Raw genomic sequence first — 18,030 nt, forward strand, 5'->3', positions numbered from 1 at the left:
TGACCCTTCAACTTCCCGGTAGGCGGTCCGAGGGTATTTAATGGGTTCTGGACGCCGCAACGTCCGATCCCCTCCAGGATCCGTACCCCCTTTTCCGAGAGTTCACTCCCCCTGAGCGCTCGAACCACTTGTGCATGACACTTTAGTGAAGGGACGGATCCGCAAAGTATGGACTCCGTAAATAGTTCAAAGACCGAGGAGCCTGGGCTCCACTCGCCCCAGTTCCCTTCCGGTGCGCTAGCTCCTGCCGAGCGCACCCTCATCGACATTCTGCAGGCCACCGCCACGGCGCATCCCGACGCGCCGGCCATTGACGACGGCGAACGCAGCGAAAGCTACGCGGAGCTGATCGAGGAGGTCAAGGCGAAAGCCCGCGCCCTGCATGAACACGGGCTTGGCGCCGGCGACCGAATCGGCGTGCGCGTCCCCTCGGGAACCCGCCAGCTTTATGAATGGATCCTCGCGATCCTCTGGGTCGGTGCCGCCTATGTACCGGTTGACGCGGACGATCCGGGCGAGCGGGCGAAGGTGGTCTTCACCGAGGCCGAGGTCGCCGGCATCGTGAAGGGCCTGGAGGAGATCGTGGTTTCCGCCGATCGCCCCACCCCCTTCCCGAACCCGCGCGCGCCGCAGCTGGACGACGACGCGTGGATCATCTTCACCTCCGGCTCCACCGGCAAGCCCAAGGGCGTGGCGGTCTCCCACCGTTCGGCCGCCGCCTTTGTGGATGCCGAAGCACTCATGTTCCTGCCCGAAGACCCGCTGAACACCTCGGACCGCGTGCTGGCCGGACTGTCGGTGGCCTTCGATGCGTCCTGCGAGGAGATGTGGATCGCCTGGCGCAACGGCTCCTGCCTGGTTCCCGCACCGCGGGCGCTGGTGCGCAGCGGCATGGATCTGGGCCCCTGGCTGATCTCCCGCTCCATTACCGCGGTCTCCACCGTGCCCACGCTCGCCGCGCTGTGGCCGTCGCAGGCGCTGGAGTCCGTGCGCCTGCTGATCTTCGGCGGCGAAGCCTGCCCGCCGGAGCTTGCCGGACGCCTGGCCACCGCGGGCCGCGAGGTGTGGAACACCTATGGCCCGACCGAGGCCACCGTGGTGGCCTGCGGCGCCACCATGGACGGCAGCCTCCCGGTGCGCATCGGCCTGCCGCTGGCCGGCTGGGACCTGGCGGTAGTCGACGGAGAGGGAATTCCCGTCGCCGAAGGCGAAACCGGTGAGCTGATCATCGGCGGGGTGGGCCTGGCCCGCTATCTGGACCCGGAAAAGGACGCCGAGAAGTACGCGCCCATGCCCACCCTGGGCTGGGACCGCGCCTACCGCTCGGGCGACGTGGTGGTCAATGACCGGCTGGGGCTGATCTTCATCGGCCGCGTAGACGACCAGGTAAAGATCGGCGGCCGGCGCATCGAACTCGGTGAAATCGACGCGGCGCTGAGCGCGCTCGACGGCGTGTCCAGCGCCGCGGTGGCGGTGCGCGAAACCGGTACCGGAAACAAGCTGCTTGTCGGCTATCTGGCCGCCGACGCGGGCTATGACCTGGATGCCGCGCGCACCGAACTGCTCAAGGATCTGCCCGCGGCGATGGTGCCGCTGCTCACCGTGGTGGACAGCATGCCGATGAAAACCAGCGGCAAGGTGGACCGCAACGCGCTGCCGTGGCCGCTGGCCGGGGCCGAATCCGAGCAGTCCGGCGAGGAGCTGGCCGGGCTCGATGAGACCGGCGACTTCGTGGCCCGGGCCTGGAAGGGCGCGCTGGGCATCGCGGCCTCCAGCGCCGACTCCGACTTCTTCGGCTCCGGCGGCGGCTCGCTCTCCGCGGCCCAACTGGTCTCCGCTTTGCGCGCCCGCTACCCGGACCTGACGGTCGCCGAGCTCTACGACTACCCGCGCTTTGGCGCGCTGGTGGAATACCTCGGCGGACAGCAGGTCAACGACGAGGTCATCGAGCCTCGCATCGTCAAGCGCACCAAGCGCATCACGCAGATCGCCCAGACTCTGCTCGCGGTGCCGCTGTTCATCCTTTCCGGCCTGCGTTGGTTCACCTACCTGATGCTCGGTCACTGGTTCCTGCTCAGCGTGGGAATCCTCGAAGCGCAGCTGCCGATTCCGTGGTATTCGATCGTGGCCTCCTGGCTGATCTTCGTGACCCCTGCCGGGCGCATGGGGCTCTCGATCCTGGCCAGCAAGCTCTTGCTGCGCGGGCTGAAACCGGGAACCTACCAGCGTTCGGGCTCGATGCACCTGCGCTTGTGGCTGGCGCAGCACATTTCCGATGTGGTCGATCCGATTTCCCTGGCCAGCGCGCCGCTGCTGCCTTGGTACGCGCGCATGCTGGGCGCAAATATCGACAGAACCGCCACCATGCACACGCTGCCTCCGGTGACCGGAATGCTCACCGTCGGACCGGGGGCCACCTTGGAGCCCGAGGTCGACGTCTCCGGCTACTGGATCGACGGCGACCAGGTGCATGTGGGCCATGTGAGCGTCGGCGATTTCGCCTCCGTCGGCGCCCGCTCCACCTTGGTTCCCGGAGCAGTGGTTGGACCACACACCATCGTGGAAGCCGGATCCGCCATCTACGGCGAAACCCGCGAGAACTCGCGCTATGCCGGATCCCCGGCCGCTCGCGAGGGACGGGCCAAGCCACGCTGGCCCGAAGAAATTCCGTCATACCGGGTCCTTCCGCGCGTGCTGGGCGCGGTCGGTTCGATATTGCTGAACCTCTTGCAGTGGTTGCCGGTGGTTTTGGCCGTGTTGGCGGTCACTCCGATGCTGCGTGCCGAGGAATCGCTGACCTCGATCGGCTGGAAAATCATCCCGGCGGTGCTGCTTGCCGCGCTGGTATGGTTCCTGTCCATGATGGCGCTGATCGTCATCGAGGTGCGGTTGCTGTCCATCGGCCTGGTCGAAGGCTGGCATCCGGTGACCTCCCGGGTCGGCTGGCAGGCGTGGGCGACCGAACGCGTGCTGGATACCGCCCGCGATGTGCTCTTCCCGCTCTACGCTTCATTGTTCACCCCGGTGTGGCTGCGGCTGCTCGGCGCCAAGGTCGGCCGTGACGTGGAAATCTCCACGGTGCTGCTGATCCCGAAGATGACCGCCATCGCCTCGGGCGCTTTTTTGGCCGATGACACCATGGTCGCCTCCTACGAATTGGGCGGCGGCTGGATGCATATCGCCCCGGTGCGCGTGGGCAAAAAAGCGTTCCTCGGCAACTCCGGCATCCTGCATGCCGGTCGCCGGGTGCCTAAGCGCTCGCTGATTGCGGTGCTTTCGGCGACCCCCCGCAAGATGAAGGCCGGAACTTCCTGGATCGGCTCTCCCCCGCATAAGCTGCGGCGCACCACGGTGGATGCCGAATCCGAGCGTACCTACCAGCCGCCGATGAAGCTCAAGATCATGCGTGCGGCCTGGGAGCTCTCCCGTTGCCTGGCGGTCTTCACCACGGTAGGCATCGCCGCCGGAGTGCTCTGGGCGCTGTCCGCGCTGGTGACCCACGTGAACCCGCTGTCCGCCGCGCTGCTCTCCGGCGCGGTACTGGTCTTGGCCGGAGCTCTCGCCGCAGCCAGCGCGTTGGCCGCCAAATGGCTGGTGGTCGGGGTGATCCGCCCGGGCGAGCACACGCTGTGGAGCTCGTTCATCTGGCGCACCGAGATGGTCGACTCCTTTGTGGAGCTGGTCTGCGCCCAGTGGTTTGCGCGGCTGGCCTCCGGCACGCCGGCGCTGGTCTGGTTCCTGCGTGCGCAGGGCGCAAAGATCGGGCACGGGGTGTGGTGTGAAAGCTACTGGTTCCCCGAGGCAGACCTGGTCACCTTGGAAGATCACACGACGGTGAACCGCGGCAGCGTATTGCAGACCCACCTGTTCCACGACCGCATCATGTCCATTGACACGGTCACCCTCGGGTCCGGGGCTACGCTCGGCCCGCACAGCGTCATCCTGCCGGCTGCGAAGATCTCCGATGGCACCACCACCGGACCGGCTTCGCTGGTGCTGCGCGGCGAGGTGCTGCCAGCAAATACCTACTGGCGCGGCAATCCGGCGGTACGCTGGAACATCACACCCGACGAATCACAGACAGCATAGGACCGCGCCGGATGCCCCAGAAGATCTTGGATGAATACACCAAGCACCACGGTTCGGCCGCGTACACCGTGGACCACTACGACCTGGAACTGACTTGCAAGCTCGCCAGCAACCTGCTCGAAGGCAAGGCGGTACTGCACCTGCGCGCGCTCCAGGACCTGGACACCGTGCAATTGAACCTGCACGGGCTGCGCGTGCTGAAGGCCACCTGCCAAGGCAAAAAGGCCCAGGTCTCCAAGCGCAACCACCGCATCGAGGTGCAGCTGCCGAGCCGCTTGGCCGCCGGCGAGCGCACCGAGCTGACCCTGCGCTATGCAGGCAACCCCGGGGTGCAAAACGGCATCTGGGGCGAGGTCGGCTGGGAAGAGCTGACCGATGGGGTGCTCGTTTCCGGTCAGCCGACCGGCGCGGCGACGTGGTTCCCCTGCAACGACCACCCGAGCCACAAATCCACCTACCGCTTCTCCATCGCCACCGACGCCGGCTACCGGGCGGTGGCCAACGGCGAACTGATCAACCATTCACGCGCCGCCAGCCGCGACACCTGGGTCTACGAGCAGCGCGAACCGATGGCCAGCTACCTGGCTACCTTGCAGATCGGCCGCTATTCGGAGATCCCCTTCGACGAGGATCGGCATCTGGTGGCCTATGCGGTGCCCGGCATGGATCTGAAGGTCCGCGGGGCCTTCGGCAAACAGACCGAAATGGCAGAGGTCTTCGAACGGCACTTCGGCCCGTACCCCTTCGAGAGCTACAAGATCGTGGTGGTCAACGACGAGCTGGAGATCCCGCTCGAGGCCCAGGGGCTGAGCATCTTCGGGCTGAACCACCTGTCCATGGACTGGGAGGCGCAGCGCCTGATCGCCCACGAATTCTCCCACCAGTGGTGGGGCAACTCGCTGACCCTGAAGCGTTGGAAGGACATCTGGCTGCACGAGGGCTTCGCCTGCTTCAGCGAGTGGCTGTATTCCGAAGCCGCCGGGGTCATGCCCATGGCCGAACGCGCCCGGCTGGCCTGGGAACTGCTCGACGGGCAGGACCAGGATTTGGCCATCGGGGATCCGGGGGCCAAGGACATGTTCGATGACCGCGTATACAAGCGTGGCGCGATGGCGCTGTTCGCGCTGCTCGGAGAGCTTGGCACCGAAACCTTCTACACGATGCTCAAAGAGTGGGCGGCCGCCCGAAGCCACGGGCACGTAGACACCGAGGCGTTCATCGCGCACGCCCAGGGTTTCGCCCCCGACGCACTGGATGTCGCCGCCCTGCTGCGGCCGTGGCTGTACGACCAGAAGCTGCCGGTTTTCCCACGCTAGCGCGCCGCATAGAACACCACCTACGAACCGTCGAGTCTGCTCGGCGGTTCGTTTCTTTAAGCGCAGTTGCGCACTGCTCCATGGTCCTGCCCGTTTGCATCGTCGGATTCTGAATGCCAAAAACTTCGCTACTCGGTATTGCTAACTACCAGTAGTCTGCGATACTATCTACTGGTAGTCATTATCACTAGATAGCGCTTGGAGGGCCTCTATGGCAAAGCAGATGACCGAAATGCTCAAGGGCACCCTGGAGGGGATCGTCCTGGCGATCTTGGATGAATCTCCAGCCTACGGATACGAAATCACCGCACGGCTGCGCGGCAAAGGGCTCAGCGACATCGTCGAAGGAACCGTCTACGCCCTGCTGATCCGCTTGGAGAAACGCGGTCAGGTCGACGTGGAAAAGGTGCCCTCGGAAAAAGGGCCACCGCGCAAGGTCTATACCTTGAACGCGATGGGCCGCGATTACCTCGAAGAGTTCTGGAAGAACTGGTTCTTCCTCTCCGAGCGCATCGAAGCATTGCACAAAAATTACACCAACCACCCAGAAGGAAAATCCTCATGAGCACCAAATGGTACGAAATCCTCACCGGCCAGCTGCAGCAGAAAAAGCAGTACAAGGAAGCCAAGGCCCGCTTGGACGCGCTGCCCGAGCCCTACCGCGCCACGGCTACGGCGTTGAATCGCTACTTCATGTATTTCGGCGGCATCACCGATGGGGACACCCTGGTGCAGATGTTCATCGACCACGCTGACCTGTGGGAGCGAGCCTCCATCGACCGGCTGCCGCTCCGTGAAGTTGTTGGCGAGGACCCAGTGGAATTCGCTGAAAACTTCACCCTGTCCTACGGAGGAAAACAATGGATCGACAAGGAACGCGCCCGGCTGATCAAGGCAGTTCAGGACGCGAAACGAAGCGAAGAATCATGAACACCGAGAGTGCACCCACCGCAATCAGCGTCCGCGGGCTGAAAAAGTCGTATAAGGACCTCCAGGTGCTCCGCGGGGTTGACCTGGAGGTAAGCCCCGGAGAGATCCTGGCGCTGCTCGGCTCGAATGGCGCCGGGAAAACCACACTCGTGCGGATACTTTCCACGCTGCTGGCCGCAGATGCAGGCAGTGCGCTCGTCGCCGGTTTTGATACCGCCACCCAGGCGCACCGGGTCCGCGAAACGATCAGCCTGACCGGTCAATTCACCGCCATCGATCCGGTGCTCAGCGGCCGCGAAAATCTAGTCTTGATGGCGCAGCTGCGTCACCTGAAAAACGCGAGTCAGCATGCCGAGGAGTTGCTGGAACGATTTGCGCTTAGCGACGCTGGCGACCGGAAGGCCGCGACCTATTCCGGAGGAATGAGCCGCCGGCTAGACATTGCGATGAGCCTGATCGGGAATCCTCGCATCATTTTCTTGGACGAGCCAACCACCGGCTTGGATCCGCAGGCACGCTTGGAGGTCTGGGATACCGTACGCCGGCTCGCCGCGGACGGCACCACCGTGCTGCTGACCACGCAGTACCTCGACGAGGCCGAACAGCTGGCGGATCGTATCGCGATCTTGCACCGGGGAACCATCATTCAAAATGGGACCCTCGACCAACTCAAGGACTTGCTGCCGCCAGCCCACGTAGAATACGTGAAGAAGCAGCCCTCCTTGGAGGACGTGTTCCTCGCCTTGGTCGGCGCCCCCGATCAGGAGCAGCCATGAGCACCCACGCGCTACACGACACCGGCGTACTCACCGGACGCTCGCTGCGTCATATCCTGCGCAGTCCCGACACGATCATCACCACCGCGATCACCCCGATCGCCATGATGCTGTTGTTCGTTTATGTGCTCGGAGGTGCAATCAATACCGGCACCGATGGCTCCTACATCAACTACCTATTACCCGGGATCCTGCTGATCACCATTGCCTCGGGCATTGCGTATACCGCCTACCGGCTGTTCCTGGACTTGCAAGGGGGCATCTTTGAACGCTTCCAGTCCATGCCGATCTCCCGATCCAGCGTGTTGTGGGCGCATGTATTCACCTCGCTGCTCGCAAACCTGGTATCGATCGCCATCGTCATCGGGGTGGGACTGCTGATGGGCTTCCGCGCCCAAGCCTCGATCGGGGGCTGGTTGGCGATAGTCGGGATCCTGGTGCTCTTCGTCTTGGCGTTGACTTGGCTCGCGGTCATCGCCGGGCTGAGCGCGAAGACCGTAGATGGGGCCAGCGCATTCAGCTACCCGTTGATCTTCGCCCCATTCATCAGTTCCGCTTTTGTGCCTACCGCCTCGATGCCCTCTCCGGTGGCCTGGTTCGCCGAACACCAGCCGGTGACCTCCATCGTTGACACGCTTCGGGCCTTATTTTCCGGACAGCCGGTTGGACAAGAAATATGGGTGGCGCTGGCCTGGCTGCTGGGAATCCTAGTGATCGCGTACTCGCTGGCGAATCTGATCTATCGCCGTAAAATCAGCTAGCCGCGAGATGACAGCAGCCGAGCCGAGGCATGCGCATCCCCTTACCCGACTCGGCTCGGCGGATCGCCCACAAAGATTGAGCGGATTCGCTGCGCATAGCAGGCCACCGCTGCACCAATGAAATTTCAACCGGATCGTTAACCGGCGAACGCCGACCGTTCCCCGCATTCCCCTTCGACGCCACGAGGCGAAGCCCGCGCCCGGCGAGTTCAATTTTCGCTTCTGTCCAGCAAACCGCATTAATCACATCTACCCTTTTCAAGCCCTGGTTTCCCAATTGTTCATTTTGTGTTAACCGGGAAAAATTAGGCTGGGGTTATGACGGTTGAACTCCCCCTCCTCGAAGAGGCTTTCCGCGGATATTCGGTTCTAGACAATGACGACGACGACCCGGTCTTAGTTCGCGCCGACGGGAGCATCGTGGACACTTGGCGGGAGGACTACCCGTACGAGGCCAAGATGGACCGTGTCACCTACGACGCGGAGAAGCGAGCGTTGCAGATCGAACTGCTGAAGCTGCAAAAGTGGCTCAAGGTGCATGGTCGACGTCTGATGATCGTCTTCGAGGGCCGCGATGCCGCCGGCAAGGGCGGCACGATCAAGCGGTTCGCCGAGCACCTGAACCCCCGCGGCGCTCGTGTAGTCGCGCTCGAAAAGCCGACGGAGCGCGAATCCAGCCAGTGGTACTACCAGCGCTACATCGAGCATTTCCCGACCGCCGGGGAGATCGTGCTCTTCGACAGGTCCTGGTACAACCGCGCCGGGGTGGAACGCGTGATGGGGTTCTCCACGCAAAACCAGGTGGAGCATTTCCTGGAGCAGACCCCGCACTTCGAACGGCTGCTCGTCGAGGAGGGCATCGACCTGGTGAAATTCTGGTTCTCCGTCTCCGCCGGCGAACAGCTGACCCGCTTCACGATTCGCCGGATCGACCCGGTGCGCCAGTGGAAGCTCTCCCCCATGGACCTGGCCTCGCTGGACAAGTGGGATGACTACACGGCCGCGAAGAAGCAGATGTTCTTGAAGACCGATACCGAGCACGCCCCGTGGACGGTGGTGAAGTCCAACGACAAGAAACGCGCCCGGTTGCAGGCGATGCGCCACGTGCTGAACCTCTTCGAATACAAGGGCAAGGACCACGAGCTGGTAGGCACCCCGGACCCGAAGATCGTCGGCCGCGCCGCGCGGGTCATCAACCACGGCGAGGAGTTCTAGCGCCGGCCCTTGTACCTCGGCCGCAGCCGGCACTACGCTGAGGCAACCGACAAACACCGCCGCCAGTTGACGGCGGGATGCCCAGCGCGAAGGAACGACCATGGCCGAATCCGCGGAAACCGAGCGGCGAGCCGCCGCGCCCGCTCCCTATGTGCTCTTCCCCGGGACCGCCCGGGAAGCCTTGGGCCGCTACGCGCAGATCTTCGGCGGGGAGCTTGCACTGTTCAGCTACGCAGAATTTTCCCGCACCGATGGCGCCGGCGAGGCGATCGCCCACGGAATGCTCGATGGCGTGGTCACCCTCTTCGGGGCGGACGCCGCCGAAGGGGAAAAGTCCGTGGCCATGCAGGGGCTGATGCTTTCGCTGCTGGGAACCGCGCCCCCGGAGGTTTTGCACGGCTGGTTCGACCAGCTCGCGCAGGATGGTTTGGTGATCGATCCGCTCGCGGCTAAGCCGTGGGGCGCCACCGACGGGCAGGTGGTGGACCGCTTCGGGCTGCACTGGCTGATCGGCTACGACCCCGAAGGCTAGGCCCCTCCGGAGCGCGACGGCATGCTTTATGAGGGCAGCGGATTCCCGTACGGATAATCCACCCACACCCCATCGCCGCGCTCGGGGCAGTGCCGCTCGGCCCCGTTGCGCACGCAATGCGTGTCCGCCGGGTAGCGGTGCCCCTGCAGCAGCTTGCCGAATTCGATCGATCCCAGATCGGATACCTCGCGTCCGTCTCGGTAGCGCAGCGCGTAGTTGAAATAGCGGAAGCGGCGCTTGGTGAACCGGCGGATCCCGGACAATGCCGAGGCGCGCACCGCAACGGGCAGCTCAAGACTCATGGTGCCATCATTCCGCATGGCCGGACGCGTCGAATCCGCTGGCGACGACCGTGGTGAAATGCTCAACGACGGGGAACGGCTCGTAGAAGTGATGCAGCGCCTGCTTCCACCGCTGGTATTCCGGCGAACGGCGAAAGCCCTCGGTGTGGGCCGCAACCGACACCCAGCGCACCAGCAGCAGATAGTCTCCCGGGGATTCGATCGAACGCGATAGCTCCAAGTTCGCGAACCCCGGTTGGCATTCGATCAGCTTTCGCGCCTCGGCGAAGGCGGCCTCAAATTCTGCTTCCTGCCCTTGTCGGACAGGAAGTATCGCGTGTTCCAGGATCATTCTCTGAGCCTAGCAATTCACGGTTTAGCGGATCCTATGTGACGCGCCGCGGCCCGCCGTCGCGAGGGCTAAGCGGCCCACCGCTCGCTTCGTGGGCCCCGTTTTACGAGCTCACGCGCGGAAGATGCGGCGCGGGATCTTGGCTGGCTCCGCTGCCCTATCCAGATGCGGCGGCTCTGCCTATGCTGGGAGGCGTAGGTCCCATGCCGCGTCCAACAATACGAAGGAAGGCATCCTGATGGAACCAGAGACCCTTGTGCTCGCCGGAATTCTTTTGCTGTCGCTGATCGCGGTGACCACCGGAGGTCAGCTGCTGCTCAGGATCACCACCGGTGCGCTGTACGCCAATGAGCTGCAGAAGTCCTGGTTTCGTGCCGGGCACGCGCATGCCGGCGTGCTGCTCGTGCTTTCTCTGGCGCTGCTTCCCTATACCGATCATTTCGCCACGGAGAACTTTTTCGGCTCTGTGGCTCGGCTCGGCGTACCAGTTGCCGCGATTTTGATGCCGGCGGGATTCTTCCTCAGTGTTATCGGCAAGGACCCGCAAAAGCCCAGCAAGCTAGCTTGGCTGATCGCGGTCGGGGCCGCTTCGCTCATTGCGGGCCTGCTCGCCGCGGGAATCCTGGCCATTCAAGCCGGGGCCGGCGGATAATCCACCGGTTCGAGGGCGCGGGTTTGTCCCGTTGAAAGGGCTGGCAGGTTCGGCAGGCGCAGCTTTCGAAGGTTTAGGAGCCCAGCTCGTCTTCGGGAAGCGTGGCACGCGGCCCCAAGGGTTCGTCGGATTCCTCTTCCCACTCCATCGTGGGTGTGGGTGGATCATCCAGGTGCACGCCGGCGCCGCGTTGGATCATGGTGACCGCCCCCATCGCCAGGAACACCGCAACGGCAACCGCCGCGGCACCGAGCACCAGGATCAGCAAGACGGCGCCGAGGCGCGAAGCTACACGTGAGCCCATGGGATACCGCCTTCCGAGTCTGCCATAAACGCTAATTCTATCCGTTCGCGCCAGATTCGGCCGGGACAACGGCAGAAACCTTCGGCCTGTTCACGAAATTTTCATCCGGCAACGGCGAACGCCCCGAGATTTCCGCGGGCTGCGGATCTCTCGGGGCGTTGGGCGTGATAGGCCGTGCCTAACGCTGGGTGGCGCCGAACTTCTCGGTAGCCAGGGCCACCGCGGCGGCGCGCGCCTCGGACGCTTCATCGGCGGTCAGCGTGCGATCCGCGGAACGGAAACGCAGCCCGAAGGCCAGCGACTTCTTGCCGTCCTCGATGCCCTTGCCCTGGTAGACATCGAATAGGGCGATGTCTTCGAGCAGGGCACCGGCACCTTCGCGCAGGGTGCGCAACACGTCGCCGGCGACAACGTGCTCGTCCACGATCAGCGCGACATCCTGAGTGGCCAGCGGCTGGGTGGACAGGTGCTGTGCGACGACCACGGCGGGAGCGGCTGCCATCAGTGCGGTGGCGTTCAGCTCCATGGCGACCGTGCGGGCCGGCAGATCGGCGTCCTTGAGCAGCTGCGGGTGCAGTTCACCGGCGTAGCCGATGACTTCTCCGTTGAGCTTCAGTGCTGCGACACGGCCCGGGTGGAAGGCCTGGTGGCTGCCCTGGGCAACCTCCAGCGGTGACCCGAGCAGATCCGCGATCGTGCGTGCGGTATCCAGCGCGTCGGCCCAGTCCCAGGCGCGCGGGGTGAACCCGGCGCCTGCGGCGGCCTCGTGGCCGGTGAAGACCGCGGCCACATGCCACGGCTGCTCCGGCACCCCGCCGAACAGTTCGGCCAGTACCTCATCGCTTGGTTTGACGCCCAACGGAGGCAGCACCGATGAGCCCAGCCGTTCTCCCGGCAGGAACACCAAGCCGCCCTCGTAGAGGGCCAGGTCGCGGAATCCGCGGCCCAGGTTGCGCCGTGCGGTGTCCAGCAGGCCCGGCAGCATCGAGGTGCGCAGGAAACGGAACTCCTTGGAGATCGGGTTGGCCAGGGTCACCGCGTCGACCGTGGTTCCGGCCACCGGTGCGCCGAAGGCGTTGTTCTGCGCCGCGGAGACGAACGGGTAGGACAGGATTTCGGTCAGCCCGAAGTCGGCCAGGCCCTGCAGGATGCGGCGGCGCTGGGACTGCGTGCGAGTCAGGCCGCGGCCCGGAGGGGCCACCGGCAGGGTCGCGGGGATCTGGTCGTAGCCAACCACGCGGGCGACCTCTTCGACCAGGTCCTCCTTGATCGCCAGGTCCGGGCGCCAGCTCGGTGCGGTGACCGAGAAGCCGACGGCGGTCTGCGCGACGGACGCGCCGATGCCTTCCAGCGCCTCGATGGTCTGCGCGTCGGTGTACGGCACGCCGATCAGGCGTTCGGCGTATCCGGCCGGCAACTCGATCACGGTGGGCGCCGGGATTTCGCCGGCGTCGGTGACCCGCGCGGTCTCGGTGCCGCCGGCAAGTTCGACCAGCAGCTGCACCGCGCGCTGTGCGGCAATCTGCATCACCTGCGGGTCAACTCCGCGCTCGAAACGCTTGGAGGCTTCCGAAGGCAGCTTGTGGCGGCGGCGCGAGCGGGCAATGGAGACCGCATCGAAGTGCGCGGCCTCGATCAGCACGCGGCCGGTCCCATCCGATACCTCGGTAGTGGTCCCGCCCATGACGCCGGCGATGCCGATGGCACCGGACTGATCGGTGATCAGCAGGTCCTCGACGTGCAGCTCGCGCTCCTTGGCGTCCAGGGTGGTGAGCTTCTCCCCGGGGTTTGCCCGGCGCACGGTGATGGGCCCGGTGAGCTTGTCCGCATCGTAGAAGTGCAGCGGCGCGCCGAGTTCGAGCATCACGTAGTTCGAAATGTCCACGATCAGCGAGATCGAACGCATGCCGGCCAGCTGCAGGCGCGAGGCCATCCAGCGCGGGGTCGGGCGGCTCGGATCGACGCCGGTGACTTCGCGGGTCACGAAGCGGGTGCAGCCTGGCACGCCGTAGATCGGGGCCTGGTCCGCCAGGGTGACCGGCAGGCCTGCCTCGGCGGCCGCGGTGACCTTCACCGTGGTGGCCGGGTCGGTGAACGAGGTTCCGGTGGCCAGCGCGTATTCGCGGGCGACGCCGCGGATCGAGAAGCAGTAGCCGCGGTCCGGGGTCACGTTGATCTCGGCGGCCTGATCGGTCAGCCCGAACAGTTCCATGACGTCGGTGCCCAGCTCCGGGTCCAGGCCCAGGGTGGAGAGCACCATGATGCCATCGTGGTCCTCGCCGATGCCCAGCTCGCGGGAAGAGGCGATCATGCCGGCCGAGACGTGGCCGTAGGTTTTGCGCGGGGTGATCTTGAAGTCCCCGGGCAGCACCGCACCGGGCAGGGTGACAACAACCTTGTCGCCCTCCACGAAATTGTGCGCGCCGCAGATGATGCCCTGCACCCCGGATGGCTCGATGCCCTCGCCGGTCAGGGTCTGCTCCTGGCCTTCCGGAACGACGCGGACCTGGCACCAGTTGATGGTCTTGCCGTTGGTCTGCTCCTCCTTGACCAGGGAGAGCACCTGGCCGACGACGATCGGGCCGGACAGGGTGTCGGAGGGACGGTGCACGTCCTCTTCCTCGAGGCCGACCTTGACCAGGTCTGCCATGATGTCTTCGGCCGAGGCGTCGGCCGGTACCTGCGCATACTCGCGCAGCCATGAAAGCGGAATACGCATAACCTAGATCTCCATCCTGAAGTGCTGGCTGAAACGGACGTCGCCCTCGATCATGTCGTGCATGTCGGGAACGTCGTTGCGGAACATGAGCGTGCGCTCGATGCCCATGCCGAAGGCGAAGCCGGAGTACTCTTCCGGATCGATGCCGGCGGCGCGCAGCACATTCGGGTTGATCATGCCGCAGCCTCCCCACTCGATCCAGCGCGGTCCGCCCTTGGCCCCGGGGTGCCAGATATCGAGCTCGGCGCTCGGTTCGGTGAACGGGAAGTAGGCCGGGCGCAGCCGGATCTGCGCCTCGGCGCCGAACATCTGGCGGGCGAAGTGCTCCAGCGTGCCGCGCAGATCGGCCATGGTCAGGCCCTTGTCCACGGCCAGCCCCTCGAACTGGTGGAAGACCGGGGTGTGGGTGGCGTCCAGCTCATCGGTGCGGAAGGTGCGCCCCGGGCAGAGCACGTAGACCGGCACCTCGCGCTCCAGCATCGAGCGGACCTGCACCGGGGAGGTGTGGGTGCGCAAAACCAGGTGCGCGTCTGCCGGCTCGATGAAGAAGGTGTCCTGCATTTCGCGGGCCGGGTGGTCCGGCTTGAAGTTCAGCGCGTCGAAGTTGAACCATTCGGATTCCACCTCGGGGCCCTCGGCGATTTCCCAGCCCATGCCGACGAAGATGTCCGAGACGCGGTCCTGCAGGACCGAGAGCGGGTGGCGGGCCCCGGCGCGGCGGCGGCGCGGCGCGGCGGTGACATCGACGGTCTCCTCGACGAGGATGCGGGCGGCTTCGGCTTCTTCGAGCACTTCGGTGCGCGCGGCCAGGGCCTTGTTGACGCGGCCGCGGGCGCCACCGACGAGCTTGCCGGCTACGGCCTTCTCGGTTTTGTCCAGCTTGCCGATCTGGCGGTTGGCCAGCGACAGCGCGGACTTCTCCCCGGTGTGAGCCAGCCGTGCGTCTTTTAGTTCGGTCAGGTCGCCGGCGGTCTCGATGGCTGCTAGTGCCGCCTGGACCGCGGCGTTGATGCCTGCTTCATCGGTCGGATGCGGGACGCTTTGGTCCGTTTCCGTTGCCTCTTGGGTTGTCTGATCAGACATGGGATCGATCGATCCTTCTCTTCGCTCGTGGAACTCTTGGTTCCTATTCTATTGGCTAGGGCCCGCCAACGTTTCAACGATGACGGGCCCGGGCCGTGAAGATGCTTACGATTCGCCTAGTGGCCGCTCGGGTCCTTGGCACCCTTCGGCGCAAAGGCCAGGGCAATGATCAGCACGAGCACCAGCAGGGCGCCGCCGAAGATCATCGAGTAGAACAACGCGTAGTTGGCGCTGCCGGTGGCCTTGTATTCCTCGGCGCCGGCCATCATGTCGAAGGCTACCGAGTGGTGCTCGACCTCGCCCGCAGAGTGCGAAACAACCTTGCCCGGGAAGCTGACTACCAGGTTTGCCTCGGTGAACTGTTCGTTGACCACGACTTCTCCGGCACCGGGCATCGAGAACTCAAATTCGCCGCCCTTGTCGGTCAGCGAGATCGGGAAGCCGAAGGTGCTGAAGGCATCCTGCAGCTGGACGAAGTTCATCTTGCCGACGGTTTCGAAGCGCAGGCCGACGTTTTCCCCGTCGTCGACGGTGGTGTAGCTCCACTGCTCGCCGAGGATCTGATCCAGTTCATCGGTGTTCAGCTGGCTGGCCAGCACCTCTTCGAAGGGCTGCCCCTGCAGGTTTTCCTGATGAGTGGTGACCTGCAGCGCACCGGTGGCCTGATCGGCACCGGTCACATTGACTTCAGCGTTCATGTTGACGCATCCGGACAGGGCCAGGATTGCGGTAAATACCAGCGCGAGAACGCCAAGAAGTCTCTTCACTCGGATTGCTCCTCAAGTTTATTGATTGATTATCTACATTTTGCCGACACCGGGCACTAGTTCCAGCTTACGCGGTTTAGAGCGTGCGCCCTGCATGGGCTTGAGCCAGGCAGGCGGCGACGATCGGCGCGTCCGCTTTGATCCACGGCACCGCGGCACCCAGCGACTCATCCAGAGCCAGCCAGGCCAATTGGTCGTGCCCGTCGAGCGTGTCGGGAGTGCCGGAGCGGATGGTGGCGAACCAGACTCGCATGGCGGCCTGCTCGTTCAGCGCCCAGCCCTGCGCCAGCGGTCCGGTAACTTCGGCGCCGAGCGTGAGCTGCACGCCGAGCTCCTCGCGCAGCTCTCGATGCACCGCCTCGATATCAGACTCCCCCGGTTCGACCTTGCCACCGGGAAATTCCCAGAGGCCGGCCAAGGCTGCCGGGCGGTTGCGCCGGGCAGCCAGCATTTTCGTCGGCGACGCGAAGCTATCGACGATGGCTACGGCGACGATTTGTTTCAGATTCATGGAGGTGTTCCTTGGGCTTTAGCGTTGGGCGCGGGCCGAGGCATACAGGCAGACCGTCGCGGCGGTGCTCACGTTCAGCGATTCGGCCACCCCGTAGAGCGGCACCGCGACCTTGTACCCGGCCAGTTCCTTTTCCTGTTCGTCGAGCCCCTGCCCCTCATTGCCGAAGAGCCAGATGGTGGGCCGCTCGAGCGCCGGTTCATTCGCCGGCAGTTCGGTTCCGGTCCCCGCGCGCAGCACCGCCGAATCCTGCAGGGTGTCCAGGTTGTGGGCCGCGTAGCCATCGGCCGCGAGCACTTGCAGGCGTTCCCCGGCGGCAGCGATGAAGTCGTTGAGGTCGACGTCGCTGAGCACCGGCAGGTGGAAGAGCGAGCCGACGGTGGAGCGCACGGCCTTCGGATTGTAGATGTCGACGCTGTCCTTGGTCAGGATCACCGCGTCGGCACCCGCCGCGTCGGCGGCACGCAGGATGGTTCCGGCATTGCCCGGATCCTGGATTCGGCAGAGCACCGCGATCAGCTTGGGGTTGCTGGCCAGCACCTCGGAAAGCTGCGGCTGGGACATTGCGACGACCGCGAGGATGCCCTGCGGGTTCTTCGTATCCGCCATCGCCGAGATGACATCGCCGGTGACAAAATGAGTGCGCACCTTGGCTGCGTCGAGCAAGGCCGTAAATTCTTCGTGGCGTTCCAGAAAACCAGGGACCACGTAAACTTCTTGGACCAGCTGGTCGTTGGAACGGTGCGCAACCAGCGCCTCGCGGACCGCTTGCGGGCCTTCGGCAAGGAATTCGCCGGTTGCCTCACGGCCCTTGCGGTGGGCCAAGCGGGCGACCGCCTTGACTCGGTCGGCGCGCGGATTGGACATCACGTCTGGGGGAAAGCTCGTCATTATTCGAGAATACCGGTAGAAGCACCGAAGGGTGGGTTCCACACTATGTGCGGTACCCACCCTTCGGTGTGATCTGTCCTACCTGAGGCCTAGCTCAAAGGGAGAAACGGATTTACTTCATCTGCTGGCGGGATTCTCCACCAGCTGGCTCGAAGCCTGCGCCCTTGGCAGCTTCGATCGAGTTGAACCAGAACTCGGCCTCGGTCTGCTCGTACCAGGTCGAGCCTGGGACGTGGTACTTGTTCGATCCGGCGTTGCCCTTGATGACGAAGCCTTCTGGTGCGTCCTGGCCTTCAACGGCCTTGATCACGCCTTCGCCTTCGACGCTCTTGGCTGCTGGTGCAGCTGCGGCCTTTGGAGCCTTGGCAGCCTTTGGTGCGGAAGCTGGTGCTTCTGCGCCGCGAGGAGCGTTGACATCTGCCGGAAGAGCGTCCTTTGCAACCTTGACCAAGGTAGCGAAAGCGTTCGAGTCCGAAACAGCCAGCTCGGAGAGCATGCGACGGTCAACCTCGACCTCAGCGGCCTTCAGGCCCTGGATCAGACGGTTGTAGGTCAGGCCGTTGGCGCGGGATGCAGCGTTGATACGCTGGATCCACAGGCGACGGAAGTCGCCCTTGCGCTTACGGCGGTCGTTGAAGCTGTAAACGAACGAGTGGAGCAGCTGCTCCTTGGCCTTACGGTACAGGCGCGAACGCTGACCGCGGTAACCCTTTGCGCGTTCCAGAACGACGCGACGCTTCTTATGGGCGTTTACTGCCCGCTTCACACGTGCCACGTGTGTACTCCTTCAAGTCAGTTCCTCCCACCCGGGATAACCAGGTGAAAGCGAAATCTATGGTTGTTGGGGTTGT

Annotated in this window: 18 protein-coding genes; 9 read left to right on the plus strand and 9 right to left on the minus strand. The window is 64.5% G+C overall.

What is annotated here, in order from left to right:
* Positions 1 to 168: 168 nt before the first annotated feature.
* From ACT3UQ_RS09075 to ACT3UQ_RS09110, 8 genes are all read left to right on the plus strand, one after another.
* A complete protein-coding gene (locus ACT3UQ_RS09075; protein ID WP_444637018.1) occupies positions 169 to 4,089 on the plus strand; it encodes a Pls/PosA family non-ribosomal peptide synthetase in 3,921 nt (1,306 codons plus the stop codon).
* 11 nt (positions 4,090 to 4,100) lie between these two features.
* A complete protein-coding gene (locus tag ACT3UQ_RS09080) occupies positions 4,101 to 5,405 on the plus strand; it encodes a M1 family metallopeptidase (protein WP_105569961.1) in 1,305 nt (434 codons plus the stop codon).
* A 211-nt stretch (positions 5,406 to 5,616) separates the two neighbouring features.
* Positions 5,617 to 5,970: a PadR family transcriptional regulator gene (locus tag ACT3UQ_RS09085; protein WP_444637019.1), complete on the plus strand. Its 354-nt coding sequence runs from the start codon at positions 5,617 to 5,619 to the stop codon at positions 5,968 to 5,970.
* Complete coding sequence (locus ACT3UQ_RS09090) at positions 5,967 to 6,335, plus strand: DUF1048 domain-containing protein (protein WP_105650760.1); 369 nt, start codon at positions 5,967 to 5,969, stop codon at positions 6,333 to 6,335. The genes ACT3UQ_RS09085 and ACT3UQ_RS09090 overlap by 4 nt, the downstream gene beginning before the upstream one ends.
* On the plus strand, positions 6,332 to 7,111 hold the full coding sequence (locus ACT3UQ_RS09095) for an ABC transporter ATP-binding protein (protein ID WP_105650759.1): 780 nt from the start codon (positions 6,332 to 6,334) through the stop codon (positions 7,109 to 7,111). The genes ACT3UQ_RS09090 and ACT3UQ_RS09095 overlap by 4 nt, the downstream gene beginning before the upstream one ends.
* Positions 7,108 to 7,872, plus strand: a complete 765-nt coding sequence (locus tag ACT3UQ_RS09100; RefSeq protein ID WP_105650758.1) for an ABC transporter permease — start codon at positions 7,108 to 7,110, stop codon at positions 7,870 to 7,872. Before ACT3UQ_RS09095 ends, ACT3UQ_RS09100 begins: the two co-directional genes overlap by 4 nt.
* A gap of 318 nt (positions 7,873 to 8,190) precedes the next feature.
* Positions 8,191 to 9,087: a polyphosphate kinase 2 gene (gene ppk2 / locus ACT3UQ_RS09105; protein WP_444637020.1), complete on the plus strand. Its 897-nt coding sequence runs from the start codon at positions 8,191 to 8,193 to the stop codon at positions 9,085 to 9,087.
* 100 nt (positions 9,088 to 9,187) lie between these two features.
* Complete coding sequence (locus tag ACT3UQ_RS09110; protein ID WP_105650757.1) at positions 9,188 to 9,619, plus strand: VOC family protein; 432 nt, start codon at positions 9,188 to 9,190, stop codon at positions 9,617 to 9,619.
* Between the two features lie 26 nt (positions 9,620 to 9,645).
* Here ACT3UQ_RS09110 and ACT3UQ_RS09115 read toward each other — a convergent pair whose 3' ends face one another.
* A complete protein-coding gene (locus tag ACT3UQ_RS09115) occupies positions 9,646 to 9,921 on the minus strand; it encodes a hypothetical protein (protein ID WP_105554661.1) in 276 nt (91 codons plus the stop codon).
* A 7-nt stretch (positions 9,922 to 9,928) separates the two neighbouring features.
* Positions 9,929 to 10,252, minus strand: a complete 324-nt coding sequence (locus ACT3UQ_RS09120; protein WP_105554662.1) for an antibiotic biosynthesis monooxygenase family protein — start codon at positions 10,250 to 10,252, stop codon at positions 9,929 to 9,931.
* Positions 10,253 to 10,490: 238 nt separating this feature from the next.
* On the opposite strand from ACT3UQ_RS09120, the gene ACT3UQ_RS09125 reads away from it, so the two are divergent.
* Entirely contained in the window at positions 10,491 to 10,904 is a 414-nt protein-coding gene (locus ACT3UQ_RS09125; RefSeq protein WP_105554663.1) for a hypothetical protein, read from the plus strand.
* Between the two features lie 73 nt (positions 10,905 to 10,977).
* On the opposite strand, the gene ACT3UQ_RS09130 is transcribed toward ACT3UQ_RS09125, so the two are convergent.
* The 7 genes from ACT3UQ_RS09130 to rplT form a co-directional block, all read right to left on the minus strand.
* The gene (locus ACT3UQ_RS09130; RefSeq protein ID WP_105650755.1) at positions 10,978 to 11,208 is read right to left on the minus strand and encodes a hypothetical protein; all 231 of its coding nucleotides are present in this window, start codon (positions 11,206 to 11,208) and stop codon (positions 10,978 to 10,980) included.
* Between the two features lie 178 nt (positions 11,209 to 11,386).
* Positions 11,387 to 13,927, minus strand: a complete 2,541-nt coding sequence (gene pheT / locus ACT3UQ_RS09135; RefSeq protein WP_105650754.1) for a phenylalanine--tRNA ligase subunit beta — start codon at positions 13,925 to 13,927, stop codon at positions 11,387 to 11,389.
* A 3-nt stretch (positions 13,928 to 13,930) separates the two neighbouring features.
* On the minus strand, positions 13,931 to 15,010 hold the full coding sequence (locus ACT3UQ_RS09140) for a phenylalanine--tRNA ligase subunit alpha (protein WP_444637021.1): 1,080 nt from the start codon (positions 15,008 to 15,010) through the stop codon (positions 13,931 to 13,933).
* 116 nt (positions 15,011 to 15,126) lie between these two features.
* The gene (locus tag ACT3UQ_RS09145) at positions 15,127 to 15,777 is read right to left on the minus strand and encodes an LppM family (lipo)protein (protein WP_105650753.1); all 651 of its coding nucleotides are present in this window, start codon (positions 15,775 to 15,777) and stop codon (positions 15,127 to 15,129) included.
* 76 nt (positions 15,778 to 15,853) lie between these two features.
* On the minus strand, positions 15,854 to 16,288 hold the full coding sequence (locus tag ACT3UQ_RS09150) for a (deoxy)nucleoside triphosphate pyrophosphohydrolase (RefSeq protein WP_444637022.1): 435 nt from the start codon (positions 16,286 to 16,288) through the stop codon (positions 15,854 to 15,856).
* Between the two features lie 18 nt (positions 16,289 to 16,306).
* A complete protein-coding gene (locus ACT3UQ_RS09155; protein ID WP_105554669.1) occupies positions 16,307 to 17,179 on the minus strand; it encodes a TrmH family RNA methyltransferase in 873 nt (290 codons plus the stop codon).
* Between the two features lie 112 nt (positions 17,180 to 17,291).
* Positions 17,292 to 17,954 (minus strand): 50S ribosomal protein L20, sunset domain variant, encoded by a 663-nt coding sequence (gene rplT, locus ACT3UQ_RS09160; protein ID WP_105554670.1) that lies wholly within the window; start codon positions 17,952 to 17,954, stop codon positions 17,292 to 17,294.
* Positions 17,955 to 18,030 lie beyond the last annotated feature (76 nt).

The sequence above is a fragment of the Glutamicibacter sp. AOP12-B1-11 genome (genome assembly GCF_052379245.1).
In the GTDB taxonomy this organism is placed as follows: domain Bacteria; phylum Actinomycetota; class Actinomycetes; order Actinomycetales; family Micrococcaceae; genus Glutamicibacter.

What these genes read in the sequence shown, in the direction of transcription:
- ACT3UQ_RS09075 (WP_444637018.1), top strand. Translation starts at nt 169, where the DNA reads ATGGACTCCGTAAATAGTTCAAAGACCGAGGAGCCTGGGCTCCACTCG.
- ACT3UQ_RS09100 (WP_105650758.1), top strand. Translation starts at nt 7,108, where the DNA reads ATGAGCACCCACGCGCTACACGACACCGGCGTACTCACCGGACGCTCG.
- ACT3UQ_RS09155 (WP_105554669.1), bottom strand. Translation starts at nt 17,179, where the DNA reads ATGACGAGCTTTCCCCCAGACGTGATGTCCAATCCGCGCGCCGACCGA.
- ppk2 (WP_444637020.1), top strand. Translation starts at nt 8,191, where the DNA reads ATGACGGTTGAACTCCCCCTCCTCGAAGAGGCTTTCCGCGGATATTCG.
- ACT3UQ_RS09125 (WP_105554663.1), top strand. Translation starts at nt 10,491, where the DNA reads ATGGAACCAGAGACCCTTGTGCTCGCCGGAATTCTTTTGCTGTCGCTG.
- ACT3UQ_RS09120 (WP_105554662.1), bottom strand. Translation starts at nt 10,252, where the DNA reads ATGATCCTGGAACACGCGATACTTCCTGTCCGACAAGGGCAGGAAGCA.
- ACT3UQ_RS09110 (WP_105650757.1), top strand. Translation starts at nt 9,188, where the DNA reads ATGGCCGAATCCGCGGAAACCGAGCGGCGAGCCGCCGCGCCCGCTCCC.
- ACT3UQ_RS09095 (WP_105650759.1), top strand. Translation starts at nt 6,332, where the DNA reads ATGAACACCGAGAGTGCACCCACCGCAATCAGCGTCCGCGGGCTGAAA.
- ACT3UQ_RS09150 (WP_444637022.1), bottom strand. Translation starts at nt 16,288, where the DNA reads ATGAATCTGAAACAAATCGTCGCCGTAGCCATCGTCGATAGCTTCGCG.
- ACT3UQ_RS09115 (WP_105554661.1), bottom strand. Translation starts at nt 9,921, where the DNA reads ATGAGTCTTGAGCTGCCCGTTGCGGTGCGCGCCTCGGCATTGTCCGGG.
- ACT3UQ_RS09090 (WP_105650760.1), top strand. Translation starts at nt 5,967, where the DNA reads ATGAGCACCAAATGGTACGAAATCCTCACCGGCCAGCTGCAGCAGAAA.
- ACT3UQ_RS09140 (WP_444637021.1), bottom strand. Translation starts at nt 15,010, where the DNA reads ATGTCTGATCAGACAACCCAAGAGGCAACGGAAACGGACCAAAGCGTC.
- ACT3UQ_RS09130 (WP_105650755.1), bottom strand. Translation starts at nt 11,208, where the DNA reads ATGGGCTCACGTGTAGCTTCGCGCCTCGGCGCCGTCTTGCTGATCCTG.
- ACT3UQ_RS09080 (WP_105569961.1), top strand. Translation starts at nt 4,101, where the DNA reads ATGCCCCAGAAGATCTTGGATGAATACACCAAGCACCACGGTTCGGCC.
- pheT (WP_105650754.1), bottom strand. Translation starts at nt 13,927, where the DNA reads ATGCGTATTCCGCTTTCATGGCTGCGCGAGTATGCGCAGGTACCGGCC.
- ACT3UQ_RS09085 (WP_444637019.1), top strand. Translation starts at nt 5,617, where the DNA reads ATGGCAAAGCAGATGACCGAAATGCTCAAGGGCACCCTGGAGGGGATC.